This is a genomic window from Bradyrhizobium sp. USDA 223, assembly GCF_044909005.1.
Lineage (GTDB): Bacteria > Pseudomonadota > Alphaproteobacteria > Rhizobiales > Xanthobacteraceae > Bradyrhizobium > Bradyrhizobium yuanmingense.
In genome coordinates this window covers 2,440,606-2,464,225 of sequence record NZ_JBIYDR010000001.1, presented here as the reverse complement: position 1 = coordinate 2,464,225, position 23,620 = coordinate 2,440,606, and the positions used below count along the sequence as shown (strand labels likewise).

Genomic DNA, 23,620 nt, shown 5'->3' with positions numbered 1-23,620 from the left:
CCCTCACATCGCCGGTTCCGCGCACGTGTCACGGTCCCCCCGCATGGTCAACCACAGGGGCGTGTCATGAACGTGTTTCGCAAGGCTCTATTCGCCACCGCCGTCGTCATCGCTGTCCCGCTCGCACAGGCCGACGCTGCGACAAGCACGTTCGATGGCGCGTGGAACGTCCGCATCGCTTCATCAAGCCAGGCCTGCGGCAACGGCGCGACTGTCTCTATCGGCATCAATAATGGCCAGATCGCATCGAGCAGCGCCGCAGTGACGGCGTCGGGGCGCGTCGTCGAGGCCGGCAACATCAAGGTCACCCTGAGCACCGGCATCAAGCGTGCCGTCGGCTTCGGCCGGCTCAGCGGCGCGTCCGGCTCCGGCACTTGGCGCGGCGCCATGTGCACGGGCACGTGGACGGCGGAGAAGATTTAGGTGCCGTGTCCCGGACAAGCGGCAGCGCGAAGCGTTGCCGCGCAGAGCCGGGACCCAGTGCTCTCAGTGGGTCGAAGATCTGGGTCCCGGATCGGCGACGCATCGCCTTGGGCGATGCGTCTTGTCCGGGACACGAGAGTCAGCCCACCGCCGCGCCATACTCCGCGTCAGTGACCGGCTCCAGCCAGGTCGAGTAGACGCCGTCGAGCGCTTCCTGCATGGCGATGTGGCACATGCCGTTGGTCGGCGATGCGCCGTGCCAGTGCACTTCACCCGGTGGAATCCAGACGGTGTCGCCGGGACGGATTTCCTGGACCGGGCCGCCCTTGGTCTGAACGCGGCCGACGCCCGAGATCACGTAAAGCGTCTGGCCGAGCGGATGATGATGCCAGTTGGTGCGCGCGCCGGGCTCGAATGCGACGCGCGAGACGTTCAGCCGTGCAGGCTCAGGGGCCATGTTGATGGGGTCCTGCCACACGGTGCCGGTGAAGTGTTCCTTCGGCGCGCGGCGGGTCGGCCGCGTGCCGGCGAGCGTGATGTCCATGAGGGTCCTCGTTCCTTGTCCGTTACTTCTTGCTGGCGGCGTAGCGCGCCTTGGTTTCGGCGTTCATGGGATAGAGGCCCGGCAGCACCGCGCCGTTGTTCACCTCGTTGACGATCCAGGCTTCCATTCGCTCCTGCTCGACGCCCTCATTGAGGACGTGATCGAGCATCGCCTGCGGGATCAGCACGCAGCCGTCCTGGTCGGCGACCACGATGTCGTTCGGGAAGACGGCAACGCCGCCGCAGCCGATCGGCTCGCCCCAGCCGACGAAAGTGAGGCCTGCAACCGACGGCGGCGCGGCATAGCCGTCGCACCAAACCGGCAAATTGGTGCCGAGCACGCCCTCGACGTCACGCACCACGCCGTCGGTGACAAGCGCGGTGACGCCGCGCTTGACCATGCGCGCGCAAAGGATGTCGCCGAAGATGCCGGCATCGGTGATGCCCATGGCATCGACCACGGCGATGCAGCCCTCCGGCATCGCCTCGATCGCGGTGCGGGTCGAGATCGGCGACGACCAGGATTCCGGTGTCGCCAGATCCTCGCGCGCCGGCACGAAGCGCAGCGTGAAGGCCGGTCCCACCAGCCGCGGCAGCCCCGGCCGCAACGGACGCGCGCCGCGCATCCACACATTGCGCAGGCCCTTCTTCAGCAGGACCGTGGTGATGGTGGCGGTGGTGATGCCGGCGAGGGTCTTGCGGGCTTCGGGGGACAGCGACATGGACGAGAACGAGCTCCAAGGTGCGGGAAAGAACGCGCGCATCTTGCGAGCCGCGAGCTTTGCGTCAAGGGCCAAGAGGCTAGCAATTACGCAGGGCCGCAGCGCCGTTATGCGATGCGATAACAAGGCTTTATCGCTTCCCCTTGCATTAATTTATTGGACTTGCGGGCACATTTACGCGAAGCAGGGACAAGCGGAACTCAAGGTCGAGCCCGCGTTCCCGAGAAGCCCGATTACGACAGCGCTCTGACAGCTCAATGGCCGCGACGCTTCCCCCGCCCCGCCTTCTGCCCAGTGGCGACAGTGCCGTCACGGTCGAGTTCAGCCGCACCATCGACAACGATGCCAACCAGCGCGTGCTGGCGCTCGACAAGGCGCTGCTAGCTGCGCCCATCCACGGCATCACCGAAACCGTGCCGACCTATCGCTCGCTGCTGGTCCATTACGATCCCGGCAAGATCGGCTTCGATGCGCTGGGCGAAAAGATCCTCCCGATCGCCACCCGGCCGCTGCCGCCGGTCACGAAAGCGCGCCGCTGGCGCGTTCCCGTCGCCTATGGCGGCGAGCACGGCATCGACCTCGAGGACGTCGCCAAGACGTTGGGCACCACGCCGGATGACATCGTCATCAGGCATTCGGGCGGCGATTACAAGGTCGCCATGATCGGCTTCACGCCGGGCTGGTCCTATCTCAGCGGCCTCGACAAATTCCTGCACATGTCGCGGCGGCAATCGCCGCGACTGTTGACGCCGGCCGGCACGATCTCGATCGGCGGCGTCCAGGCCGGCATCCAGTGCCTAGCCGCCCCAAGCGGCTGGCATCTGCTCGGCCGCACCCCGGTGCGAACCTATCAGCTCCACCGCAATCCGACCTTCCTCACCGAGCCCGGCGACCGCGTCACGTTCTACCCGATCGACCACAAGACATTCGAGGACATGGACCGCGCTGCGGAAGCCGGCGAGATCGTCGCTGAGCAGGTGGACGCATGAGCCGGCTCGTCGTTGCCAGCATCGGCCCTGCCAGCTCGGTCCAGGACGGCGGCCGCCACGGCGCGCAGCGCTACGGCTTGACCGTGAGCGGAGCGATGGACCGGCTGTCGCTTGCGGCGGCGAATACTCTGGTCGGCAACGAGCCGTTCGCGGCCGCCATCGAGATCGGCCCGTTCGGTGCCTCCTTCACCGCCCGCGACGGCGCCGTGCGCGTGGCGATATCGGGCGCGCCGCGCAATGCGGACATCGCCGGCAGCGCGGTCGCGATGGACACCTCGGTGACGCTCAAGGATGGCGAGACGCTGACGCTCGGCTTTGCCCGCGGCGGCGCCTTCACCTATCTCGCGATCGAAGGCGCCATCAAGGGCGAGGCCGTGTTCGGCAGCCTTGCCGTGAACGCCCGCGCCGGCCTCGGCAGCCCCTACCAGCGCCCGCTCCAGGCCGGCGACGAATTCACGGTCGATGCCGCGAGCGGCGCACCGGAGCTGCGCATCGAGCTGCCGAAGCCGGCGAGCGGCCCGATCCGCGTGCTGCTAGGGCCTCAGGACGACGAATTCGACGACGCCAACAAGGCGCTGTTCTTGGATAGTGAGTGGAAGATCTCGGCGACCTCGGACCGCATGGGGTACCGGCTCGAAGGCCCTGCGATCAAGCATCTCCACGGCCACAACATCGTCTCCGACGGCACGGTCAACGGCAGCATCCAGGTGCCCGGTAACGGCGCGCCGATCGCGCTGATGATGGATCGCGGCACCTCCGGCGGCTATCCGAAGATCGCAACCGTGATCACGGCCGATATCGGCCGCCTCGCCCAGACCTCGGCAGGAACCGCGTTCCGCTTCAAGGCGGTCAGCATGGCCGAAGCGCAGGACGAGGCGCGCAAGTTCGCGCAAGCGATCCGCAGCCTGCCCGATCGCCTGCGCTCCTCCGACATCGTCGCGCTCAACATCGAGGCGCTCAGCGATGCTAACGTGGCGGGCTATGCGGTCAGCGCGGTCGATGCCGGGACGTGGCAGGTCACGGCGGAGCCAGAAGCGACAACAAGACCAGAGGCGGAGAGCAACCCATGAAAACAGTCGATCTGAATTGCGACCTCGGCGAAGGTTTTGGCGCGTGGGAGATGGGCAACGACGCCGCGATGATCGAGCTGGCAAGCTCGGTCAACGTCGCCTGCGGCTTCCATGCCGGCGACCCCGACATCATGCGCCGGACGGTGGAGCTTGCGAAGGCGCGCGGCGTCTCGGTCGGCGCGCATCCCGGCTATCGCGACCTGCACGGCTTCGGCCGGCATCCGATCGCAGGGCTCAAGGCCTCCGAGATCGAGAACCTCGTCGCCTACCAGATCGGCGCGTTGCAGGCGATCGCGACTGCGGCCGGCCACAAGGTCACCCATGTGAAGGCGCACGGCGCGCTCTCCAACGTCGCCTGCGAGGACGACATGACGGCGAAGGCGATCGCTGCCGGCATCAAGGCGGTGGATCCCAGCCTGATCTTCGTCGTGCTCGCCAATTCGAAGCTGGTGAAGGCCGGCGAAGAGGCCAACCTGCCGATGGTGCACGAGGTGTTCGCCGACCGGGCCTATGAGGATGACGGCAACCTCGTCTCGCGCAAGAAGCCCGGCGCGGTGCTGCACGATGCCAAGGCGATCGCCGAGCGCGTGGTGCGCATGGTGCAGGACGGCGCGGTGGTGTCCGTCACGGGCAAGGTCATCAAGATGCGTACGGATACGGTCTGCATCCATGGCGACACGCCCGGCGCGGTCGAGATCGCGCGCGGCGTGCGGCAGGCGTTGAAAGGTGCGGGGATCGATGTGGCGCCGTTCAAGCGCGGAGCGTGAGCAGGGTTCGGTGTCGTAGGGTGGATTAGCGAAGCGTAATCCACCTCTTCTGCTGCATCCATACAAGTGGTGGGTTACGCCTTCGGCTAACCCACCCTACGCAGACACATCAGAACGGATGCACCGACAGCGTCCCGAACACGATCGCCGCGATCACCGCAAACGCGCTGTACATCGCAACGTGGTGCATGCTCGCCCCGGTCCGGCGCGAGAGCGAGCGCGCGTAGAAGTGCAGCCTGGCTTCCGCCGATAGTTCGCGCATGGTCGATCTCCAACGCCCCATTTGCGGGAGTATGAAGGATCAACCAGGACGGGAGGCAAGACGGTGGCGGAAATAGCGATGAGGGTTCTCTGGAGGCCCCCCATCGCAGACGCAAATTCTCTTGACCAGCAGGTTCCGAGAATCTTATTCGTTAAAGTCCGAGCCAGTTGGAACCGACTCGGATGACAATCGGATGACACCGAAGGCCGAAGCGCGATGATCCGACGCTTCAACCGCTAATACACGTCAGCCTGGAAGCGGCCGGTCTTCTTGAGCTCGGCGACGAAACTGACGGCTTCATCCGTCGAACGTGCCCCGAACTGGGCGACGATGTCGACCAGCGCGCGCTCGACGTCCTTGGCCATGCGCTTGGCATCGCCGCAGATGTAGAGATGCGCGCCCTCGGCGAGCCAGGTCCACAATTCGCGGCCAACCTCGCGCATGCGGTCCTGCACGTAAAACTTCTTCTCGCCGTCGCGCGACCAGGCCAGCGACAGGCGCGTCAGAAGCCCTGAGGTCTTCATGGCGTTGAGCTCGTCCTGATAGAAGAAATCGCAATCGCTGCGCTGATGGCCGAAGAACAGCCAGTTCTTGCCGGGCGCGCCGGTCGCCTTGCGGTCGAACAGGAAGGCGCGGAACGGCGCGATGCCGGTGCCGGGACCGACCATGATGATCGGCGTCTTCGGGTCCTGCGGCAGGCCGAAATTGTGCGCCTTCTGCACATAGACCTTGAGCTTCTCGCCTTCGTTGATCCGCTCGCCGAGGAAGGTCGAGGCGACGCCGAGCCGCCTGCGCTTGCCGATGACGTAGCGCACCGAGTCCACCGTCAGTGACAGCTTTCCCGGCGTCGCATTGTGCGAGGACGAGATCGAGTAGAGCCGCGGCTGCAGCGGCTCCAGCGCCTCGACGAAGGCCTCGGGATGCGGCCGCGTGCCGGAAAACTTCTGCAGTGCCGCCATCACGTCGAGCGTCGCGGCATCGCCATCGGGATCCTCCCCCTGCGCCAGCGCCCGCGCCTTCTCGCGCTGCGCGCCGCCGGTGATGAAGGAGATCAGCTCGAACAGCGTGTCGGGCGCCGGCGACAGCGAGACGTCGTCGATCAGCACCTCGCGCAGCGTCTTGCCGTTGACCTTGGTCGTGTGGGAGGCGCCGAGCAGCGCGATGATCTGGTCGACGAGGCCGACGTCGTTGCGCGGGAAAACGCCGAAGGAATCGCCAACGACATAGTCGAGCTTGCCCTCGGAGAGATCGAACTCGATGTGATAGGTCTCCTTCTCCGACTTGCCCTTGTTGAGAAGACGGCGCGACAGGAAGGTCGCCTGGATCGGATTATCCCGCGAGCGGCCGGGCTCTGCGATCGTCACGGTCACGGCCGGCGCCGGAGCGCCGGCCTTGTCAGCGGTCTTGTCCGTGATCTTGGCCGCGGGCGCCTTGTCGAGCTCCTCGTACAGCGACTTCAGCATCCGCGCAGTTTCCTTGCCGCCGGGGACGCACAGATTGAGCCGCGCTTCGCTGCGGGACGCGATCGCTTCCGAATAATCGTGGCAATTGTAGCCGCACTGGCCGCAATCCTGCTGTGCCATCGCCGCCATCATCTTGCGGCGCAGGGGACGGCCTTCGGCAAGCTTCATCCGCTCGGCGATCGGCATGGTCTGATCGTGCCACGGCGCTTCGCCGTCGTCGCCGTCACCGGCCGGCATGACCGCGGCGCCCTGCTCTGGCGACAGCGGCGTTGCGACATCAGGCGAGAGCAGTCCGGCAAAGAAGCCGTTTAGCCAGGAGCGCTGCGCGTCGGAGAATGGCGCGCTGGCGGGGATGATATCGAGTTTCGGCGGAGGCGTGATCTGGTTCATGCGGACACCTGTGCATCGGCAAGCTTGCGCAGCGTTTCGCCGTCATGGCGGCGCGCGAAGGAGAGGAAGGTTTCGTCGGGCGAGGCGCGATTGGCGAGATAGGCCTTGAGCAGCGCCTCGACCGTCTTCGGTGCGTCCTCGGCCTTGAGGTCGTGATAGACTTCCTGCCCGACATCGGCGTCGGGGCCGAACCCGCCGCCGGTGAAGAGGTGATAGCCCTCGACGGTGTCCTCCTCATTGACCGGCACGCGCGCGCCGATCAGTCCGATGTCGCTGATGTAATGCTGCGCGCAGGAATGATGGCAGCCGGTCAGGTGGATGTTCACCGGCTTGTCCATCGCGACGCGCGGTTCGCACCAGTCACCGATCTCCGCGGCATTGCGCTTGGTATTGGACGCCGCGAAGCGGCAGCCGGCATTGCCGGTGCAGGCGATCAGGCCGGCGCGGATGTGCGAGGCCTCGACCGCGAGCCCGATCTGCTTGATGGCGGCAATGGCAAGCTCGACATTCTCGTCGCGCACGCCCGAGATCAAGAGGTTCTGCCAGACCGTGAGGCGGATCTCGCCGTCGCCGAGGTCGCGCGCGACCTTGGCGAGGCCCCGCATCTGATCGGAAGTGAGCTTGCCGAGCGTGAGCGATACGCCGATCCAGTTGAGGCCATCCTGCTTCTGCTTGTGCACGCCGATATGCGCCATGCGATCCGCCGCGGGCCGCGGCGCGAACGCCTCTTCCGGCACGCGCGTGAACGGCGTCTTCAACCGCTCCTCGACCAGCTTGAGGAAGCCGTCATGGCCCATCGCGTCGAGCACGTATTTCAGCCGTGCCTTGTTGCGGTTGGTGCGGTCGCCATGCTCGATGAACACGCGCACGATGGCGTCGGCGACGGCGGTCGCCTGCTCCGGCCTGACGATGATGCCGGAATATTTCGCAAAATCCTTGTGGCCGGTGATACCGCCGAGGCCGAGCCGGAACCAGACCCCCGGCTCGACGCCGAAACCGTCCTTTACCTCATAGGCCGTGAAGGCGATGTCGTTGGTCTCTTCCAGCACCGCGATCCGGCCGGCGCCGTCGAAGGCGACGTTGAACTTGCGCGGCAAGCCGTAGAGCGAGCGGTCGTTGAGGATGTGGTAGTGCCACTCGCGAGCATAGGGCCGCGTGTCGATGATTTCCTGCGGATCGATGCCGGCGGTCGGCGTCCCCGTCACGTTGCGGATGTTGTCGGCGCCGGAGCCGCGCGAGCACAGGCCGAGATCCTGGATGCCCTCGATCATTCTGATCGCGTGCTTCGGCGGGATCTCGCGCAGCTGGAGATTGGCGCGCGTGGTCACGTGGCTGTAGGGGCCGCAGAGCTCGTCGGCGAGATCGGCAAGGCCTGACAGCTGCCAATGCTTCATGATGCCGTTCGGGATGCGCAGGCGGCACATGTAGGAGTCCTGCGTCGGCGCGACATAGAAGATGCCGTAGTAGCGCCAGCGGAAATTGTCCGCCGGGCTCGGCGGGGTGTTGTCGAGCGCCTGCTGGCGCAGCCGCGGATAGGCGTCGAAGGGATGCTCGTCGCGCTTGAACTTCTCCTGATCGGCGAGCTTCTTGCCCGACGCGATCACCTTGTCCTGCGCCTTGATGTGCACGGCATCGGGACCCACAGGCTCGGCATTCGCCTTGCCGCTGCCGCCACCGAGGCCGCGGCCGACGCGGCTGATCTGCAGGCCGGTCGTGAAGCCTTCGAGATAGCGTTTCTGCTCGTCGGTAAAGTCGACTGAGAGCGTATCGATTTTCATGGTCGGTAACGAAGCTCCTGCGGCCACCAAAGTGGCTTCGACGGATTGGCGCGACCCGCGAGGAACTGAAGGCTGGCTCAGAAGCCGGCTTCGTCACCCACGGTCCGATCAGCTTCGTTGCTGCGGGACTTGGCTCAGCAGGCACCTATGACAAGCTGGCCGCAGCGCAACATTCAAGTTGCGTGCCAGCTTGGTCGAAATAAAAACCAATGAAGTTTCAGATAATTAGGATGGGACCCGGAAACTGCCGGCTTGGGAACTCTCCCGAAATACGAGCAGCCAGCTCAAACATTAGCCAAGGATCTTAGATGCTCAAAAGCGAAGCAACCGCGAATCAGGCCTTCCAGCGGCCGACTCCGAAGGCCTCGAGATGCCCACGGATATCGGCGGGGTCGAAGGCCGGACCGGCAAAGGCGCCGAACGCTGCGGGAGCCTCAAGCGGCGCCCTGTTGCCGAGCGCCGCGTCGTAGAGATCGGGCCTGAACACCGCCATCGCCGTCTTGACCCCGTCAGGGGTGAGCGCCGTCTGGCCCCAGCGCACCATCTGCGCATAGAGCCAGGCGGCCTGGACCGGATCGGGCCGCCCTGCCCCTTCGCGTCCGACCAGCAGGTAGCGGCCGCTTTCGCGGAAGGTGCCATCGGGCGAGATCTTCAGGCGCCCCGTGAGGGTGCGTTGGATGACCTCGGCGTCGACGCCGATCCGTTCGGGTTGCGCCAGGATCTGCGCCGCCTCGGTCCGGTTCTCGGGATGCTCGATGAACTCGGCGGCCTTCACGGCTGCCCGCACCAGGGCTGCGACCACGTCCGGATTCTTGTCGGCCCAGGTCTGGCGGATCGCCAGCACCTTCTCCGCCGCACGGACCAGAATGTCGGCGACGAAATGCAGGATATGGCCGACGCCGAGATCGACCGCGACCGAGTTCCAGGGCGCGCCGACGCAGAACGCATCGACATGGCCGTTCTTCAGACTGTCGACCATATAGGGCGGCGGCAGCACCACGAGGCGCACGTCCTCGTCGGGATCGACGCCCGCCGCCGCCATCCAGAACCGCAATTGATAATTGTGGGTGGAGAACGGGAAGGTCATGCCGAAGGTGAGCGGCTCGGCCCCCGCCTTGCGGCGCTTGGCAACCACCTTCGCCAGCGCTTTCGCCGTCGCCATCGGGTCGAAGCGATCGCCGTCGATCTCCTCCATCAGCGCGGCATGGAGCGCCGGCGACACCGTGATGGCATTGCCGTTGATGCCGAGATTGAAGGCCGCGGCGATCGGCACCTTGACGTGACCGAGGCCGAGCGAGGACGCGATCGCCACGGGCGCGAGCAGATGCGCCGCGTCGAACAGGCCGATATTGAGCTTGTCGCGGACGTTGGACCAGGAGACCTCGCGCACCAGCTCGACCTCGAGCCCCTCGGCGGCGGCAAAGCCTTTGTCCACCGCGACGATCAGCGCGGCGGCATCGACCAGCGGAATGAACCCGATGCGGAGGGGAACGGTCATTTCAGCATCTCCGACGCGGTGATGATCGACTGCGCGATCTCGCCGATTTTCTTCTTCTCGCGCATCGCGGTGGAGCGCAGCAGCACATAGGCCTCGTCCTCGGTCAGGCCCTTCACCTTCATCAGAATGCCCTTGGCGCGCTCGATGATCTTGCGGTCCTCGAGCTGCGACTTGGTGCGCTCCAGTTCCTCCTGGAGCTTGGCGAAGGCGTTGAAACGGGACACGCAAAGGTCGAGGATCGGCTTGATGCGCTCCTTCTTCAGCCCGTCGACGATATAGGCCGACACCCCCGCCTCGACCGAGGCCTGGATCGAGGCTGAATCGCTCTGGTCGACGAACATGGCGACCGGCCGCTTCACCGCGCGGCTGACCTGGAACATCGCCTCCAGCACGTCGCGGCTGGGGTTTTCGAGATCGATCACGATGATGTCGGGGTCCGCCGCATAAATACGGGCCAGCAGGCTCTGCATCTCGCTGATATGGACGACTTGGGTAAACCCGGCCTCGCGCAATCCCTCCTCCAGGATCGCGGCCCGGATCGGGCTTTCGTCGACGATCACGATTTTGGGCGACTGTTCGGCGCTCATGGCTCACTCACGGCAGCTGATTCATCCATAGCACGCCGGATCGCCCTGCAAAGGGTTGTAATTATGCGCAATTGGAACTAGCTCAGGCAGGTCAATCAGGCAGATCCGATATGGATCAGACGGCTGCGCCCAAGGTCAGCTTCGTGTCGCTCGGGTGTCCTGACACAACGTAAACTTTCCGTGCCACCCACCCGCAAGAAAACGCTCACGCAGGTCAGCCTTCAGCTGCGAAGCAGAACTCATGCTCTCACGGAATCTTCGCGCCAACGATCATCTTGTCGAGAAGTGGCACCGCGGCCAGCACCGCCGCCTCAGTGCGGCCGGAGACCGCTAGCCGCACGACGTAGGAATTGCCGTCCTTGTCGCGGTCGGCGTAATGCGCGATGACTTCGATCGGCTGGTCCTTCAAGGACGGATTGTCGTAGCGGTTGATGATGACCTTCGGGCTGACCGAGGGAAGCGTGGTGATCTTGGCATGGTCGCCGGATGTCGTCGCCCAATCCTTATCACTCGTTGCGATCCATTGAACCAGTTCGGTCCGGTCCTCGTTATAGCGGCCCTCGGCATAGATGATTGCTTCTGCTTTACCGAATGTCTTCCCTTTAGGAACGAACATCAATGCGCCGTATTTGAGACTCGCGGCCTCGTCCCTCGCCCAACCATGAGGTGCTTTCACGCGTGGCCTGAATTCCGGGCACAATCGTTCCTGCCGATCGCAGACATGGATGATCTTGTCGACTTCAGCGCGGGCCGGAAACATGGCGCCATAAGAAACGGTGACGAAAGCCAAGCCGAAGATGAAGCGGCGCATCGTGGTTAAGCTCCGTGAAATCAAGCAAGAAACCGAATAACAACCAAAACGGGCGTGTTCGAGCAATTCACCTCGGATCCTCCACTCGCTCGATCCGAATGAGCTTCCAGACCAGGAACCGTCAGTCAGTAATATCGTCGCTGGTGACTGGCCGATCACGCCAACTACGCGCGCGTACTGCTTTAGCCGCGCGCCGCATACGTTAGTTGTTGAATTTCGCCATCGGTTCAATTACTTGGATCGCAAATCCAGACAATTCAGATAGGCTCCAGGCGATTACATGGACAGAGCGCCGCGCATTTCATTCACGTCACTCGGCTGCCCCAAGGCCTTGGTGGATTCCGAGCGCATCATCACGCGCCTGCGCGCGGAGGGCTATGAGCTCGCCCGCAAGCATGACGGGGCGGACATCGTCATCGTCAACACCTGCGGCTTCCTCGACAGTGCCAAGCAGGAATCGCTCTCGGCGATCGGCGAGGCCATGGCCGAGAACGGCAAGGTGATCGTAACAGGTTGCATGGGCGCGGAACCGGAAGCGATCGAGCAGGCCTATCCGGGCGTGCTCTCCATCACCGGCCCGCAGCAATATGAGAGCGTGCTCGACGCCGTGCATCGTGCACTGCCGCCGGCGCACAATCCGCATCTCGACCTGGTGCCGCCGCAGGGCATCAAGCTGACCCCGCGCCACTACGCCTATCTGAAGATTTCCGAGGGCTGCAACAACCGCTGCACCTTCTGCATCATTCCGAAGCTGCGCGGCGACCTCGTCTCGCGTCCCGCCGATGACGTGCTGCGCGAGGCCGAGCGCCTCGTCGGCGCCGGCGTCAAAGAGCTCCTGGTGATCTCGCAGGACACTTCAGCCTACGGCGTCGATCTCAAATATGCCGAGAGCCCGTGGAAGAACCGCCAGGTCCGCGCAAAATTCCTCGACCTCGCGCGCGAGCTCGGCGAGTTGGGAGCCTGGATCCGGCTGCAATATGTCTACCCCTACCCGCATGTCGACGAGGTCATTGCGCTGATGACCGAGGGCAAGGTGCTGCCCTATCTGGACATCCCGTTCCAGCATGCGAGCCCCGAGGTGCTGAAGGCGATGAAGCGTCCGGCGGCGCAGGACAAGACGCTGGCGCGGATCAAGCGCTGGCGCGAGGAATGTCCCGATCTCGCCTTGCGCTCGACATTCATCGTCGGCTTCCCCGGCGAGACCGATGCCGACTTTGCCTATCTGCTCGACTGGCTCGAGGAGGCCGAGATCGATCGGCTCGGCTGCTTCAAATACGAGCCGGTCGCCGGCGCCACCTCGAACGCGATCGAGAACCCCGTCCCTGAAGAGGTCAAGCAGGAGCGCTACAACGCGCTGATGGCCCGGCAGCAGAAGATCTCGGCGCGGCGGCTGAAGCGCAAGGTCGGCACGCGGCAGCAGGTCATCATCGACGAGGTCGGCCCAACCGTGGCGAAGGGCCGCTCCAAGGCCGATGCGCCGGAGATCGACGGCGCGGTCTATCTCTCCAGCCGCCGCCCCTTGCGTGTCGGCGAGATCGTCACCGCCAAGATCGAGCGCGCCGACGCATACGATCTGCACGGCAGCGTCGCCGGGTTCTGACCGCATTCCGTCATTGCGAGCGTAGCGAAGCAATCCAGAATCCCTCCGCGGGAACAGTCTGGATTGCTTCGCTGCGCTCGCAATGACAGTGTGGAGACGATCACGCCAGCCATTTCGGCACCCAGCGCTCCGGCCTTGGTGCGCGGGCGAGATCGGCCTGAGCCTCGGATAACTTCGCCGGTTCGCCGTCGATGGTCGGGCGCGCATCGTATTCGAAGCTCGGCATGACGCGGCCGTCGGCGTAGAGGCCGAACCTCATCGCATACCATAACCCGAGCTCAGGCTGAGCCTTCCACATCTGTTCGCGCAGATCGCGCAGCAGGGATTCGATCGAAGCGGCTTCCTCGAACGGCTGCGGTCCGCGCGTCAGCACGCGCGCTTGGTATTGCTTGCCGACGATCGCGACCTCGAAACGCGTCTTATCCCAGGCATTCTTGCCCTTGGGCAGATGGGCGGCCAGCCGCCAGCCGAGTTCGGCCATCATGCGATGGTTGGCCCAATAGTCCTCGCGGTCCCGGCTCCATTTTTCCATGAAGCCGCGGAAATCAGGCAGCTCCGGCGCTCCGTCGTCACACGTCGCCTTGTCGACAACGGGCTGGCCAGCGAGCCATTGCGCAAGTTCGACGGTCTGAGGCTCGACGTCGTCACGCGGCTTCAGATCGCTCCAGGCCCTGTCGAATTGCTGCGACGTCAGCCTCGTCAGCAGCGCATCGAGGCTCGGCGCCAGCAGCTCGTAATCACCCTCGGAGCCCAGACCGACGATCGGCGGATTGTCGCGATCAAGACCCGCGCCATACCAGCCGCCGACGACCGAGCCGTCAGGCAGGCGCATGAACAGCGAGAACCTGTCGCGCAAGGGACTGCCGTCGACGATCGGCGCGGAGTCCGAGAATTGGCCCTGCAGCGAGAAGCAGCCGACGCTGCCCCACGGGCGCCCTTTCAGCCAGGCCGCAAAGTCGACCAGCAGCGGCGGCGCCTCGATGCCGGGCGGAAACGCGCCGCGAATGCTGTCGAGGTCAATCGGATAGGGCGTATCGGACAAGGCTTTGAGCTATTTGGTTGGTCCCGCCTTCTTGGTCTGGGCGGTGGCGCATTCGGTTCGAACCAAGTCGCGTCCTTCGATCACAAACGCGCTAGAGGCGCAATGGTTTCGACGCGGGAAACAATGAAACACGATGAAACGTCAGGGATTCTCCTCAAGCTGTCTGCAATCGGCCTGACGATGGCCCTGCTCGCGTTTCCGGCCCCCGCCGACGCGCGATCGCCATCCACGGCGCAGGCCCGCCAGTGGTGCTTCGCAAGCGACGGCGGAGGCAGCGACGACCGGCGCTTCGCCGGCTGCTCGGCCCTGCTCAAGGCCAATCCCGACGATGTGCACGCGCTCGCCAATCGCGGCGAAATGTTTCGGCGACGTGGCGAGCCCGAGCGTGCCGTGGCGGACTTCAGCCGTGCCATCGAGCTCGGTGCCAGGGATCCCGACCTCCTGTACAATCGCGGCATCGCCTATGACGATCTCGGCGAGGCCGATCGCGCCATTGCCGACTACACGCGCGCCATTCGGCTGAACGCCCGCGACCCGCTCTATTTCAACAACCGCGGCAACTCCTACATTCACAAGAAAGCGTACGAGCTCGCGATGGCCGACTACGATCGGGCCATCAAGCTCGATCCGAAATTCGCGCTCGCCTATTTCAATCGCGGCACCGCCTTCAGCAACCACGGCGACGATGCGCGCGCACTTGCGGACTTTAATCTGTCGATCAAGTTCGACCCGAACTACGGGCCGGCCTACGGCAACCGTGCCCGCCATTTATCGCGACCGCGGCGACCGCCCCCGAGCGCTGGCCGATTTCGCCAGATCAGTCGATCTCAGTCCGAACAACGACCGCGACTATTATGCGCGCGCGAACATGAATTTTGATACGCACGATTATGCGCTGGCGCTCGACGATTACGACCGCTCCATCAGAGCGAATGCGAACCGCGCGGACGTGTTCAATTCGCGCTGCTTCACCCGCGCGATCGTCGGCCGCCTGCAGGAGGCGCTGGCCGATTGCGAGCAGTCGCTCAAGATGACTCCCAACGAGGCCTACACGCTGGACAGCCGCGCCCTCGCCCATCTCAAGCTGGGCAACCTCGACGCGGCGATCGCCGATTACGATGCCGCGCTGAGCATCAAGCCGGGGCTCGACGGCTCGCTCTACGGCCGCGGACTGGCGAAGCGCAAGAAGGGTGACAGCGAAGGCGCCGAGCGCGACATCGCGGCCGCAAAGGCGATCAACGCCGGCATCGCCGATGTGTTCTCGCACTATGGCGTGGAGTAAGCGTCACGTTAGGAATGTGACACTATAATGCATTCACGCAGCGGTCACGGACTCGGCCTAACTCTGCCCGCGCTGTCCGGAATTCGCCGCTCAAGCTGCTGCGCGTCGGGCTGATGACACGGATTGGGGCGACGAAGAAGCCGAGGAAGCCGCGCACCCGACCTGACCGATGCACGCTCGGCGAGCATCTTGCGAAATGCCTGCTTGACAAGTCCTGCCATTCGGCTGTACGGACGCGCCCCATGATCAACGCTCGGACCAACCAGCGCACCGAAATGCTCCGCCGTCGCTCGCGCGACGACGAGAGGGTGCGCCATGTCCGAGGACGCCGCTGAACCACTGAATTCAGCCAGTTTTTCGAGAAAGGCCGCACCCGCAAGGTGCGGCCTTTCTGCTTTTTGCGCCCTTTTTCCACCCCGCCTCCAGAGGAGTACGACATGACCACGCATCCGTATGACGCGCTGATGGACATCACCGCACGGCCGAAGACCGTGTTCGTCCGCGGCGCCGGCTCCTACCTCTGGGACGACAGCCGCAAGCGCTATCTCGACTTCGTGCAGGGCTGGGCCGTGAACTGCCTCGGCCATTCCCCGCCCGCGATCGCCGACGCGCTCGCAGCTCAAGCCAGGCGGCTGCTGACGCCGAGCCCGGCCTTCTACAACGAGCCGAGCCTGAAGCTGGCGCAGGCGCTGGTCGAGAACAGCGCCTTCGATCAGGTGTTCTTTGCCAATTCGGGCGCGGAAGCCAATGAGGGGGGCGATCAAGCTCGCGCGCAAATATGGCAGCCTGCACAAAGGCGGCGCGTTCGAGATCATCAGCTTCGAAGGCGGCTTCCACGGCCGGACGCTGGCGACGATGTCGGCCTCGGGCAAGAAGGCGTTCGAGCCGCTGTTCGAGCCGAAGGTCGCGGGCTTCAAGAAGGCCAAGCTCAACGACATCGGCTCGGTGGAAAAGCTGATCAACGCCAATACCGTCGCCGTGATGCTCGAGCCGATCCAGGGTGAATCCGGCGTATGGCCTGCGACCGATCAGTTCCTGCAGCAGCTGCGCGCGCTGACCGAGGCGCATGGCCTCTTGCTCATCTTCGACGAGATCCAGACCGGCATCGGCCGGACCGGAAAGCTCTTCCATTACGAGCACACCGGCATTGCGCCCGACATCATGACGCTCGGCAAGGGCATCGGCGGCGGCGTGCCGCTCGCGGCCCTGCTCGCGAGCGAACGCGCCTCATGCTTCGAGCACGGCGATCAGGGCGGCACGTTCAACGGCAACCCGATCATGTGCGCGGCGGGCCTCGCGGTGCTCGAGGAGGTCAAGAAGCCCGACTTCCTGAAGGCGGTCACCGAGACCGGCCTCCTGCTCGAAAGCGAGCTGCAGAAGGTCTCGGCCCGGCATGGCCTCGGTGGCGTGCGCGGGCGCGGCCTGTTGCTCGCGCTCGATCTCAAGCTGCCGATCGCACCCGGCATCGTCGCGCAGGCGTTCGAAGCCGGCGTGCTGCTGAACGCGCCGCAGGTCGACAGCTTGCGCTTCATGCCGGCATTGAACGTCACGAAGGAAGAGATCGCCGAGATGATCGAATGTCTCGACGCGATCTTGACCAAGGCCGGCGCGGCGAGACGCGTCGCATAGTGCTGTAGGGTGGGCAAAGCGAAGCGTGCCCACCATTTTTCACCGCAATGAAGATGGTGGGCACGGCGCTCCGCGCCTTTGCCCACCTTACGAAACCGCCGATGCCGAAAGAGTTACGGCTTCAAGATCGAAGCCCCCGTCGTCTTGCGGCTTTCGAGATCGGTGTGCGCCTTGGCGGCGTCCTTGAGTGCGTAGGCGTGGTTGATCGGCACGTGCAGCTTGCCGTTGATGACCGCGGCGAACAGGGTGTCGGCGCCTTCGAGCAGTTCCTTGCGCGTGCCGACATAATCGTTGAGCTTCGGTCGCGTCGCGAACAGCGAGCCGTGATTGTTGAGCTCGGCAATCGCGAATGGCGGCACGGGGCCCGAAGCATTGCCGAACGAGACGAACATGCCGCGCGGCTTCAGGCAGGACAGCGAGCCCGGGAACGTCGCCTTGCCGACGCCGTCATAGACGACGTCGCAGCCCTCGTTGCGGCTGATCTGCTTCACGCGCGCAACGAAATCCTCCTCGTTGTAGAGGATGACGTGATCGCAGCCATTGGCCTCCGCAAGCTCGGCCTTCTCGCGCGAGCCGACGGTGCCGATGACATGCGCGCCAAGCGCCCTCGCCCATTGGCAGGCGAGCAGGCCGATGCCGCCGGCGGCGGCGTGGACCAGAACGCGATGATGCGGCTCGACCTTGAAGGTCTTGTGCAGCAGATACCAGACCGTCAGCCCCTTCAACATCAGCACGGCGCCCTGCTCGTAGGTGATGTGATCGGGCAGCTTGACCAGCTTCTCCCAGGGGATGTTGCGCTCGCCGGTATAGGCGCCGAGATTGTGGTAATACGCAACGCGATCGCCGGGGTGAAAATTCGTGACGCCTGGCCCGACCGCTGTGACCTCGCCCGAGGCCTCATTGCCGGCGATGAAGGGAAGCCCCGGCGCCTTGTAGAGGCCGGTGCGGTAATAGACGTCGATGAAGTTGAGGCCGACCGCGTGCTGGCGGATGCGCACCTCGCCGGGCCCGGGCGCCGGCACGTCGACGCTCTCATAGACCAGGGCTTCGGGGCCTCCGACCTTGTGCACACGGATGGCTTTCGTCATCACCTGACCTCCTCTTCTTGCGGCTGAGCGAAAGCCATCGCGCCCGCCTTGTCAACTCGACGCCGACTGGAACGACCCAACGCGACTACTTGGCGGCTTTCCGGCGGTTGCGCCTCGCCAGCACGTTGAAGAACTCCACCGCCGCCGAGAACGCTATTGCGAAATAGATGTAGCCGCGCGGAATGTGGAAGTGGAATCCGTCCGCAACCAGCGCGACGCCGATCAGCACCAGGAAGGCCAGTGCAAGCATCTTGGTGGTCGGATGCTCCGCGACGAATCGCGCCACCGGGCCCGCCGAAACGTACATGACCGCGCATGCGATCACGACCGCCGCGATCATGATCTTGATGTCCTCGGCCATGCCGATCGCGGTGATGATCGAGTCCAGCGAGAACACGATGTCGATGATCACGATCTGGACGATCACCCAGAAGAAGGCGCTGCCTGTGGAGTCCTTCTCGCTCGCGTCGTGATCGGATTCGACCTCGCCGTGAATCTCATGTGTGGCCTTGGCGATCAGGAAGAGGCCGCCGCCGATCAAGATGAGGTCGCGCCAGGAAAAAGCATAGCCCTGGATCGAGAGCACCGGAGCGGTCAGGCCGATCAGCCAGACCAGGAGACTGAGCAAGATGAGGCGAAAGACCAGTGCCAGCGCAAGCCCGATCTGGCGCGCGCGCTGCGCCGGTTTCTCGGGAAGACGCGAGACGAGCACCGAGATGAAGATGACGTTGTCGATGCCGAGCACGATCTCGAGCGCCGTCAAGGTGAGCAGCGCGGCCCAGGCTTCCGGGCTGGTCAGCAGCTCCATCACGCCGATAATCTCGCCAGGGATTTCGCCAACCGGATCAAGGCATCGCTGAAGCTGATCCAGAGCGCGATGGCGCAGAGCACGATGGTCACCCCGGTGCCGACGCGAAAATCCATTTGCAGTGTGTAGAAGGCGAGCACCGCCCAAATCGCGATCAGCGACATCGTCAACCAGCGCAGCCGCACGACCCTGACAGGGTGCAGCACATGGAACGGCACGAACGTCAGCACGACCAGCGCGGCGACCAGCAGCGTCGCCCACAGCGGCGGCCAATGCAGCAGGAACAGATAGAACGCGGCCGCGTTCCACAGCGCCGGGAAGCCGCGGAAATGATTGTCGTCGGCCTTCATGCGCTGGTCGGCGAAGTACAGTGCACTGGTGACGATGATGGCGATGCCGAGCAAGGGAGCCGCGACCGGCAGCAGCATGCCGCTCGCGACGATCGCATAGGCCGGCACGAAGACATAGGTGCAGAAGTCGACCACGAGATCGAGCACGTCGCCCGACCAGTTCGGCTGCACGTTCTTGACGTCGAGTCGGCGCGCGATCGGCCCATCGATCGCGTCGATGATCAGGGCGACGCCCAGCCATTGAAACATCGCCGCCCAGTGCTCGCGCACGGCCTCCAGCATCGCCAGGAGCGCGAGCGCCGCGCCGAACGCGGTGAAGATGTGCACCGAGAAGGCTGCGGCGCGGATCGCCGGTCTCGGCTTCAGGGAATCCTGCTGCGTATCCATGGCTTCTGCTATCAGAATGCGACCGGTTTGCACATCCGCCATTGCGGCGCACGATCGCAAAATTCGCCATAAAATCAGGGAAATATAGGTGGGCTTGAATTTGCCGCCCGGCGTGTCAAATGTCGTTCCATGATAGACGCATCGACACTCCATGACGCGGCCGTGATTGGCGGCGGACCTGCCGGCCTTGCCGCGGCGATCGCCCTGGCGCAGGCGGGTGCCCGGACCGCACTGGTGGCGCGCCGCGTTCCCTATGCCGACAATCGCACCACCGCATTGCTCGGCGCCTCCATCGATCTATTGGAAGGCCTCGACGTCTGGTCGCGCTGCAGAGACAAGGCGGCTGCGCTGGAAGTCATGCGCCTCGTCGACGACACCGGCCGGCTGTTTCGTGCGCCGGAGGTGCGCTTCTCCTGTCACGAAATCGGCCTCGATGCGTTCGGCTATAACATCGACAATCGCTCGCTGATGCTGGCGCTGGAAGCGCGCGCGGCCGAGCTGCCCAATCTCGTCCGCTTCGACGACGAGGCCGAAAGCGTCGTCATCGAAGCCGTCGACGTCGCGCTGCGCACGGCGTCCGGACAGTTTCTCTCGGCCCGCCTGGTGGTGGGCGCCGACGGCCGGCACTCGCTGTGCCGCGAGGCTGCTGGCATCGAGGTGACGCGGCGCGAGTTGAACCAGACCGCGTTGACCTTCAACGTCAGCCATGCCCGGCCGCATCGCAACGTCTCGACCGAGTTCCACACGCCGCACGGGCCTTGCGTGTTCGTGCCCCTGCCCGGCGACCGCTCCAGCATCGTCTGGGTCGCAGCGCCTGCGCAGGCTGAACGGCTGCGCGGCTTGAGCGACGAGGAGCTGTCGGCGGCGATCGAGAAGCAGTCGCATTCGATCCTGGGCCGGATGAATGTGGAGCCGGGGCGCAACCTGTTCCCGCTCGCGATCGAGCGGCCGAAATGCTTCGGCCGCGACCGTATCGCGCTGGTCGGCGAAGCCGCCCATGTGGTGCCGCCGATCGGTGCCCAGGGACTGAATCTCGGTCTGCGCGATGCCGCCGACATTGCCCGGCTCGCGGGCGAGGCCATCGCCGCGGGACGGGATCCGGGCGCGGACGACGTGCTCAAGCGCTATGACCGCGCGCGCCGGCCGGACATCTTGAGCCGCACCTTTGCGATCGACATCGCCAACCGCTCTTTGCTCAACGACTTCCTACCGCTCCAGCCCGTCCGCGCCGTCGGCATGCACCTCCTCGGCGCCATCGGCCCGCTCCGCCGCTTCGCCATGCGCGAAGGCCTGACGCCGACCTGGCGGCGGTAGCCTTATAGCCTTTAGGTTGAACAGACATGCCGCGGGCTCGGTGCAACCTCTCCCGCTTGCGGGGGAGGTCGGCGCGAAGCGCCGGGTGGGGGCTCTCTCCGCGACGGGATTTTTTCTGCACTCTCGACAATCCCGACGCGGAGAGAGCCCTCTCCCCGACCCTCTTCCGCAAGCGGGAGAGGGAGCGCACCGGCCCCGCGGAAGAGATCAAGCCAATCTCATCACCATCAAGGAAACGCCAACCTTCCCGTCTGGATCGCCCACATCACGCTGGTCAGCGTGACCACCGAGGCGAAGGTGCCGAGCAGCACTGCGACGGAGGCGGACTCGATCCAGGCATCGTTCTGCCGGGCGATGACGAACACGTTGAGCGCCGGCGGCAGCGCGGCCATGAGCACGGCGGTGGCCGCCCAAGGCTGCGCAAACGGGCCGAACGCCAACATCAGGGCGAACGCCGCGAGCGGATGGATCAGCAGCTTGACCGCGATCACGCCCGGCACCTCCCACGGCACCCGATCGAACGGGCGGAGCGCCACGGTGACGCCGAGCACGAACAGCGCGGTCGGCGCGGCCGCGTTCTGCAGGAAGGTGATGGTGCGGTCGAGCGCGACCGGCAGCTCGATATGCAGCGCCGCCACCGCCGCGCCGAAGCAAGCCGACATGATCAGCGGATTGAGCACGATCTGCTTCAGCACGACGCCGAAAGCGTGGACGAGCGAGGGATGGTCGCGGTCGGAAAGCTCGATCAAGAGCGGCACGATCGTGAACAGGAAGATGCTGTCGCAGCAGAAGATCAGCGCGGTCGGCGCAGCCGCCTTCGGCCCCAGCACCGCGAGCGCAAGGCCAGGGCCCATGTAGCCGATATTGCCATAGCCGCCGGAGAGGCCCGCGAGCGTCGCCTCGCGCAGCGTCAGCCGTCCGAGCAGCTTGCCGACCACGAGCGCTAGCGTGAACGCCGCGACCGTCGACAGCGTCGTCGCCACCAGGAACGGCGGGTTATTCAATTCCGAAAACGGCGTCTTCGACATGATCGCGAACAGCAGCGCCGGCAGCGACACGTAGAGCAGGAAGAAGTTCATCCAGGCGAGCCCCGATTCCGGGATGGACTTGACCTTGCCGCAGGCAAAACCGACGAAGATCAAGCCGAAATAAGGCAGCGCCAGATTGAGGATATCGACCATTGCTGAAGTTTTTTCTGAAGGCTTGGGGGCTATCCGCCCCGGAGACGAAGGTTAATTCCAGCTGAGGGCACTAGCATCGGCCACAATCCTGGTCTATCGACGGGGGATGATTAAAGCGCGGACCGCCAAATTCCAGATCGGACAGGTCGTTCGCCACCGGATCTTCTCGTTCCGGGGGGTGATTTTCGACATCGATCCGGAATTCAACAACACCGAGGAATGGTGGTTATCGATTCCCGAGGAAGTGCGACCCCACAAGGACCAGCCGTTCTATCACCTGCTCGCGGAGAACGCGGAATCCGAATACGTCGCCTATGTCTCGGAGCAGAACCTATTGCCGGACGATTCCGGCGAGCCGGTCCGGCATTCCCAGGTCGCCGAGATCTTTATCAAGGACAAGGCCGGCGGCTATCGCCCGCGCAATCCCTCGCTGAACTAAAGCTTCAGAAACCGGGCCGGCGCCTCGGCTCCACCTCTCCCCGACGGGGAGAGGTCGGATTGCTATGGCGCGCATTGCGCGCCTGAGCAATCCGGGTGAGGAGCCGCAGCGCCCAGTGAGACTGTAACCCCTCACCCGGATCGCATCTTGCGATGCGATCCGACCTCTCCCTTCGGGAGAGTTGAACGGAGCCCGATAGTCGGCACCGCGTCCGTTGAGAATTGCGCACCATCGAGCGGCCAGCAAAAAAGGCGCTCCAACCGAGCGCCTTTTTCACGTCCGGGATTTTATCCCGATTACTTCTGACCGGTCGGAGCCGCGCCGGGCGCGCCACCACCCTGCTGCTCGAGCTTCTTGCGTTGCTCTTCGGCCTTCTTCTGCAGCTCTTCCTGCAGCTTCTTCTGGGTCTCCTCGAACACCTTCGGATCGGTCGGCGGACCGTCATAGGCCTTCTGGAATTCGCCGGTGAGCGGCAGCGGCAGCGTCAGCGGCGCGCCGTTGGCATTGATCGCCTGGACAACGAGATTCTGGCCCTTCTTCATGTTGTTGATGAGCTCGGGCGTGGCCTCGTAGTCAGACATGCAGCCGTTCTGGAAGCAGATCACATAGGGCTGCTGCAGCGGCGCGTTGCTGTCGACGATGATGCGGGTGCCGTGCACGAGCTGCATGCCGAGCGGCAGCGTCACGCGCAGGATCTTCTTCGGTTCGCCTTCCGGCTCAATGATCACGGCCGCGATGACCGGCTGGCCCGATTCGATGCGGCCGTCCTTGCCGGTGAAGCAGACCTGCTTGGCATTGGCGTCCTGGCCCTTGAGGCAGAACTTGGTCCAGGGCGCATAGATCAGCTGGATCTGCTGGTCGGCGGGCTGGGCTCCGCCCTGCTGCGGGGCGCCTTGCGCCGGAGCCTGCTGGGCCTGCGGGGATGCTGCGGGCGCCGGAGCCTTGGGAGCTGCCTTGGGAGCAGCCGCCTTCGGAGCCGGGGCCGGGGAGGCCTTGGGCGCGGCGGGGGCGCCTGGGGCCGGCGCAGGGGTCTGAGCCTCGGCGGCAAACGGAACGGCCAACGCCGTCGCCGTCAACAGGGCGAGAAGTCGCCCGCGCGGCCGGACGGACGCGGCCAAGTAACGGAAATTCATTGCGGAAAACCCTTTCTGAACGGGAAGTGCCCGAACCGCTCCGAAGCGCCGAACCTGGCCGCCT

23 protein-coding genes and 1 pseudogene are annotated in these 23,620 nt (G+C 64.8%); 10 read left to right on the top strand and 14 right to left on the bottom strand.

All coding sequences use genetic code 11. The features are described from left to right. The first annotated feature begins 66 nt into the window (after positions 1-66). Positions 67-423, top strand: a complete 357-nt coding sequence (locus ABIA40_RS11300; protein ID WP_128261629.1) for a hypothetical protein — start codon at positions 67-69, stop codon at positions 421-423. A 139-nt stretch (positions 424-562) separates the two neighbouring features. Here ABIA40_RS11300 and ABIA40_RS11295 read toward each other — a convergent pair whose 3' ends face one another. Further along, positions 563-967 carry a cupin domain-containing protein gene (locus tag ABIA40_RS11295; protein WP_157287590.1) on the bottom strand — a complete coding sequence of 135 codons (405 nt, stop codon included), beginning with the start codon at positions 965-967 and terminating at the stop codon, positions 563-565. Between the two features lie 22 nt (positions 968-989). Beyond that, positions 990-1,688 (bottom strand): ribonuclease activity regulator RraA, encoded by a 699-nt coding sequence (locus tag ABIA40_RS11290; RefSeq protein WP_036012452.1) that lies wholly within the window; start codon positions 1,686-1,688, stop codon positions 990-992. A 257-nt stretch (positions 1,689-1,945) separates the two neighbouring features. Between ABIA40_RS11290 and pxpB the strand changes: the two genes are divergently transcribed. The 3 genes from pxpB to ABIA40_RS11275 are packed head-to-tail and all read left to right on the top strand — an operon-like array spanning position 1,946 to position 4,514. Then, entirely contained in the window at positions 1,946-2,677 is a 732-nt protein-coding gene (gene pxpB / locus ABIA40_RS11285; protein ID WP_404541045.1) for a 5-oxoprolinase subunit PxpB, read from the top strand. Continuing rightward, positions 2,674-3,747 (top strand): biotin-dependent carboxyltransferase family protein, encoded by a 1,074-nt coding sequence (locus ABIA40_RS11280; RefSeq protein ID WP_404541043.1) that lies wholly within the window; start codon positions 2,674-2,676, stop codon positions 3,745-3,747. The genes pxpB and ABIA40_RS11280 overlap by 4 nt, the downstream gene beginning before the upstream one ends. Next, positions 3,744-4,514, top strand: coding sequence for a LamB/YcsF family protein (locus ABIA40_RS11275; RefSeq protein WP_404541041.1), 771 nt, complete (start codon positions 3,744-3,746; stop codon positions 4,512-4,514). The genes ABIA40_RS11280 and ABIA40_RS11275 overlap by 4 nt, the downstream gene beginning before the upstream one ends. A 109-nt stretch (positions 4,515-4,623) precedes the next feature. Here ABIA40_RS11275 and ABIA40_RS11270 read toward each other — a convergent pair whose 3' ends face one another. The 6 genes from ABIA40_RS11270 to ABIA40_RS11245 all read right to left on the bottom strand — a co-directional run bounded on the left by ABIA40_RS11270 (position 4,624) and on the right by ABIA40_RS11245 (position 11,303). Then, on the bottom strand, positions 4,624-4,776 hold the full coding sequence (locus ABIA40_RS11270; RefSeq protein ID WP_036028094.1) for a hypothetical protein: 153 nt from the start codon (positions 4,774-4,776) through the stop codon (positions 4,624-4,626). Positions 4,777-5,012: 236 nt separating this feature from the next. Then, positions 5,013-6,629 carry a sulfite reductase subunit alpha gene (locus ABIA40_RS11265; RefSeq protein WP_271537981.1) on the bottom strand — a complete coding sequence of 539 codons (1,617 nt, stop codon included), beginning with the start codon at positions 6,627-6,629 and terminating at the stop codon, positions 5,013-5,015. After that, positions 6,626-8,407 (bottom strand): NirA family protein, encoded by a 1,782-nt coding sequence (locus tag ABIA40_RS11260; protein ID WP_275509922.1) that lies wholly within the window; start codon positions 8,405-8,407, stop codon positions 6,626-6,628. The genes ABIA40_RS11265 and ABIA40_RS11260 overlap by 4 nt, the downstream gene beginning before the upstream one ends. Before the next feature lie 334 nt (positions 8,408-8,741). Beyond that, positions 8,742-9,905, bottom strand: a complete 1,164-nt coding sequence (locus ABIA40_RS11255) for a CmpA/NrtA family ABC transporter substrate-binding protein (protein ID WP_157287585.1) — start codon at positions 9,903-9,905, stop codon at positions 8,742-8,744. Continuing rightward, positions 9,902-10,492: an ANTAR domain-containing response regulator gene (locus tag ABIA40_RS11250; protein ID WP_036012463.1), complete on the bottom strand. Its 591-nt coding sequence runs from the start codon at positions 10,490-10,492 to the stop codon at positions 9,902-9,904. The genes ABIA40_RS11255 and ABIA40_RS11250 overlap by 4 nt, the downstream gene beginning before the upstream one ends. A gap of 247 nt (positions 10,493-10,739) precedes the next feature. After that, positions 10,740-11,303, bottom strand: coding sequence for a hypothetical protein (locus ABIA40_RS11245; RefSeq protein WP_404541038.1), 564 nt, complete (start codon positions 11,301-11,303; stop codon positions 10,740-10,742). A 280-nt stretch (positions 11,304-11,583) separates the two neighbouring features. Between ABIA40_RS11245 and rimO the strand changes: the two genes are divergently transcribed. After that, positions 11,584-12,903, top strand: a complete 1,320-nt coding sequence (rimO, locus tag ABIA40_RS11240) for a 30S ribosomal protein S12 methylthiotransferase RimO (protein WP_271537977.1) — start codon at positions 11,584-11,586, stop codon at positions 12,901-12,903. Positions 12,904-13,003: 100 nt separating this feature from the next. Here rimO and ABIA40_RS11235 read toward each other — a convergent pair whose 3' ends face one another. Further along, positions 13,004-13,945 (bottom strand): hypothetical protein, encoded by a 942-nt coding sequence (locus ABIA40_RS11235; protein ID WP_404541036.1) that lies wholly within the window; start codon positions 13,943-13,945, stop codon positions 13,004-13,006. Positions 13,946-14,068: 123 nt separating this feature from the next. On the opposite strand from ABIA40_RS11235, the gene ABIA40_RS11230 reads away from it, so the two are divergent. From ABIA40_RS11230 to ABIA40_RS11220, 3 genes and pseudogenes are all read left to right on the top strand, one after another. Then, a complete protein-coding gene (locus ABIA40_RS11230) occupies positions 14,069-14,824 on the top strand; it encodes a tetratricopeptide repeat protein (protein ID WP_404541034.1) in 756 nt (251 codons plus the stop codon). Next, complete coding sequence (locus tag ABIA40_RS11225) at positions 14,814-15,227, top strand: tetratricopeptide repeat protein (protein ID WP_404541032.1); 414 nt, start codon at positions 14,814-14,816, stop codon at positions 15,225-15,227. The genes ABIA40_RS11230 and ABIA40_RS11225 overlap by 11 nt, the downstream gene beginning before the upstream one ends. Before the next feature lie 437 nt (positions 15,228-15,664). After that, positions 15,665-16,856 (top strand): annotated as a pseudogene (locus ABIA40_RS11220) (acetylornithine transaminase). Positions 16,857-16,969: 113 nt separating this feature from the next. On the opposite strand, the gene ABIA40_RS11215 reads toward ABIA40_RS11220, so the two are convergent. From ABIA40_RS11215 to pcsA, 3 genes are all read right to left on the bottom strand, one after another. Next, a complete protein-coding gene (locus tag ABIA40_RS11215; RefSeq protein ID WP_404541030.1) occupies positions 16,970-17,944 on the bottom strand; it encodes a quinone oxidoreductase family protein in 975 nt (324 codons plus the stop codon). 85 nt (positions 17,945-18,029) lie between these two features. Then, positions 18,030-18,755 (bottom strand): TerC family protein, encoded by a 726-nt coding sequence (locus ABIA40_RS11210; RefSeq protein WP_036012482.1) that lies wholly within the window; start codon positions 18,753-18,755, stop codon positions 18,030-18,032. Then, positions 18,752-19,531 carry a phosphatidylcholine synthase gene (pcsA, locus tag ABIA40_RS11205; protein WP_404541028.1) on the bottom strand — a complete coding sequence of 260 codons (780 nt, stop codon included), beginning with the start codon at positions 19,529-19,531 and terminating at the stop codon, positions 18,752-18,754. The genes ABIA40_RS11210 and pcsA overlap by 4 nt, the downstream gene beginning before the upstream one ends. Before the next feature lie 87 nt (positions 19,532-19,618). On the opposite strand from pcsA, the gene ABIA40_RS11200 reads away from it, so the two are divergent. Next, positions 19,619-20,803: a UbiH/UbiF family hydroxylase gene (locus tag ABIA40_RS11200; RefSeq protein ID WP_404541026.1), complete on the top strand. Its 1,185-nt coding sequence runs from the start codon at positions 19,619-19,621 to the stop codon at positions 20,801-20,803. Between the two features lie 227 nt (positions 20,804-21,030). Here ABIA40_RS11200 and ABIA40_RS11195 read toward each other — a convergent pair whose 3' ends face one another. Next, complete coding sequence (locus ABIA40_RS11195) at positions 21,031-21,984, bottom strand: AEC family transporter (protein WP_157288139.1); 954 nt, start codon at positions 21,982-21,984, stop codon at positions 21,031-21,033. A gap of 106 nt (positions 21,985-22,090) precedes the next feature. Here ABIA40_RS11195 and hspQ point away from each other — a divergent pair, with 106 nt between their 5' ends. Beyond that, positions 22,091-22,423: a heat shock protein HspQ gene (gene hspQ / locus ABIA40_RS11190; RefSeq protein WP_008564941.1), complete on the top strand. Its 333-nt coding sequence runs from the start codon at positions 22,091-22,093 to the stop codon at positions 22,421-22,423. 296 nt (positions 22,424-22,719) lie between these two features. Here the strand turns inward: hspQ and ABIA40_RS11185 are convergent, their stop codons facing one another. After that, positions 22,720-23,556, bottom strand: a complete 837-nt coding sequence (locus ABIA40_RS11185; RefSeq protein ID WP_271537971.1) for an invasion associated locus B family protein — start codon at positions 23,554-23,556, stop codon at positions 22,720-22,722. Positions 23,557-23,620: the final 64 nt, after the last annotated feature.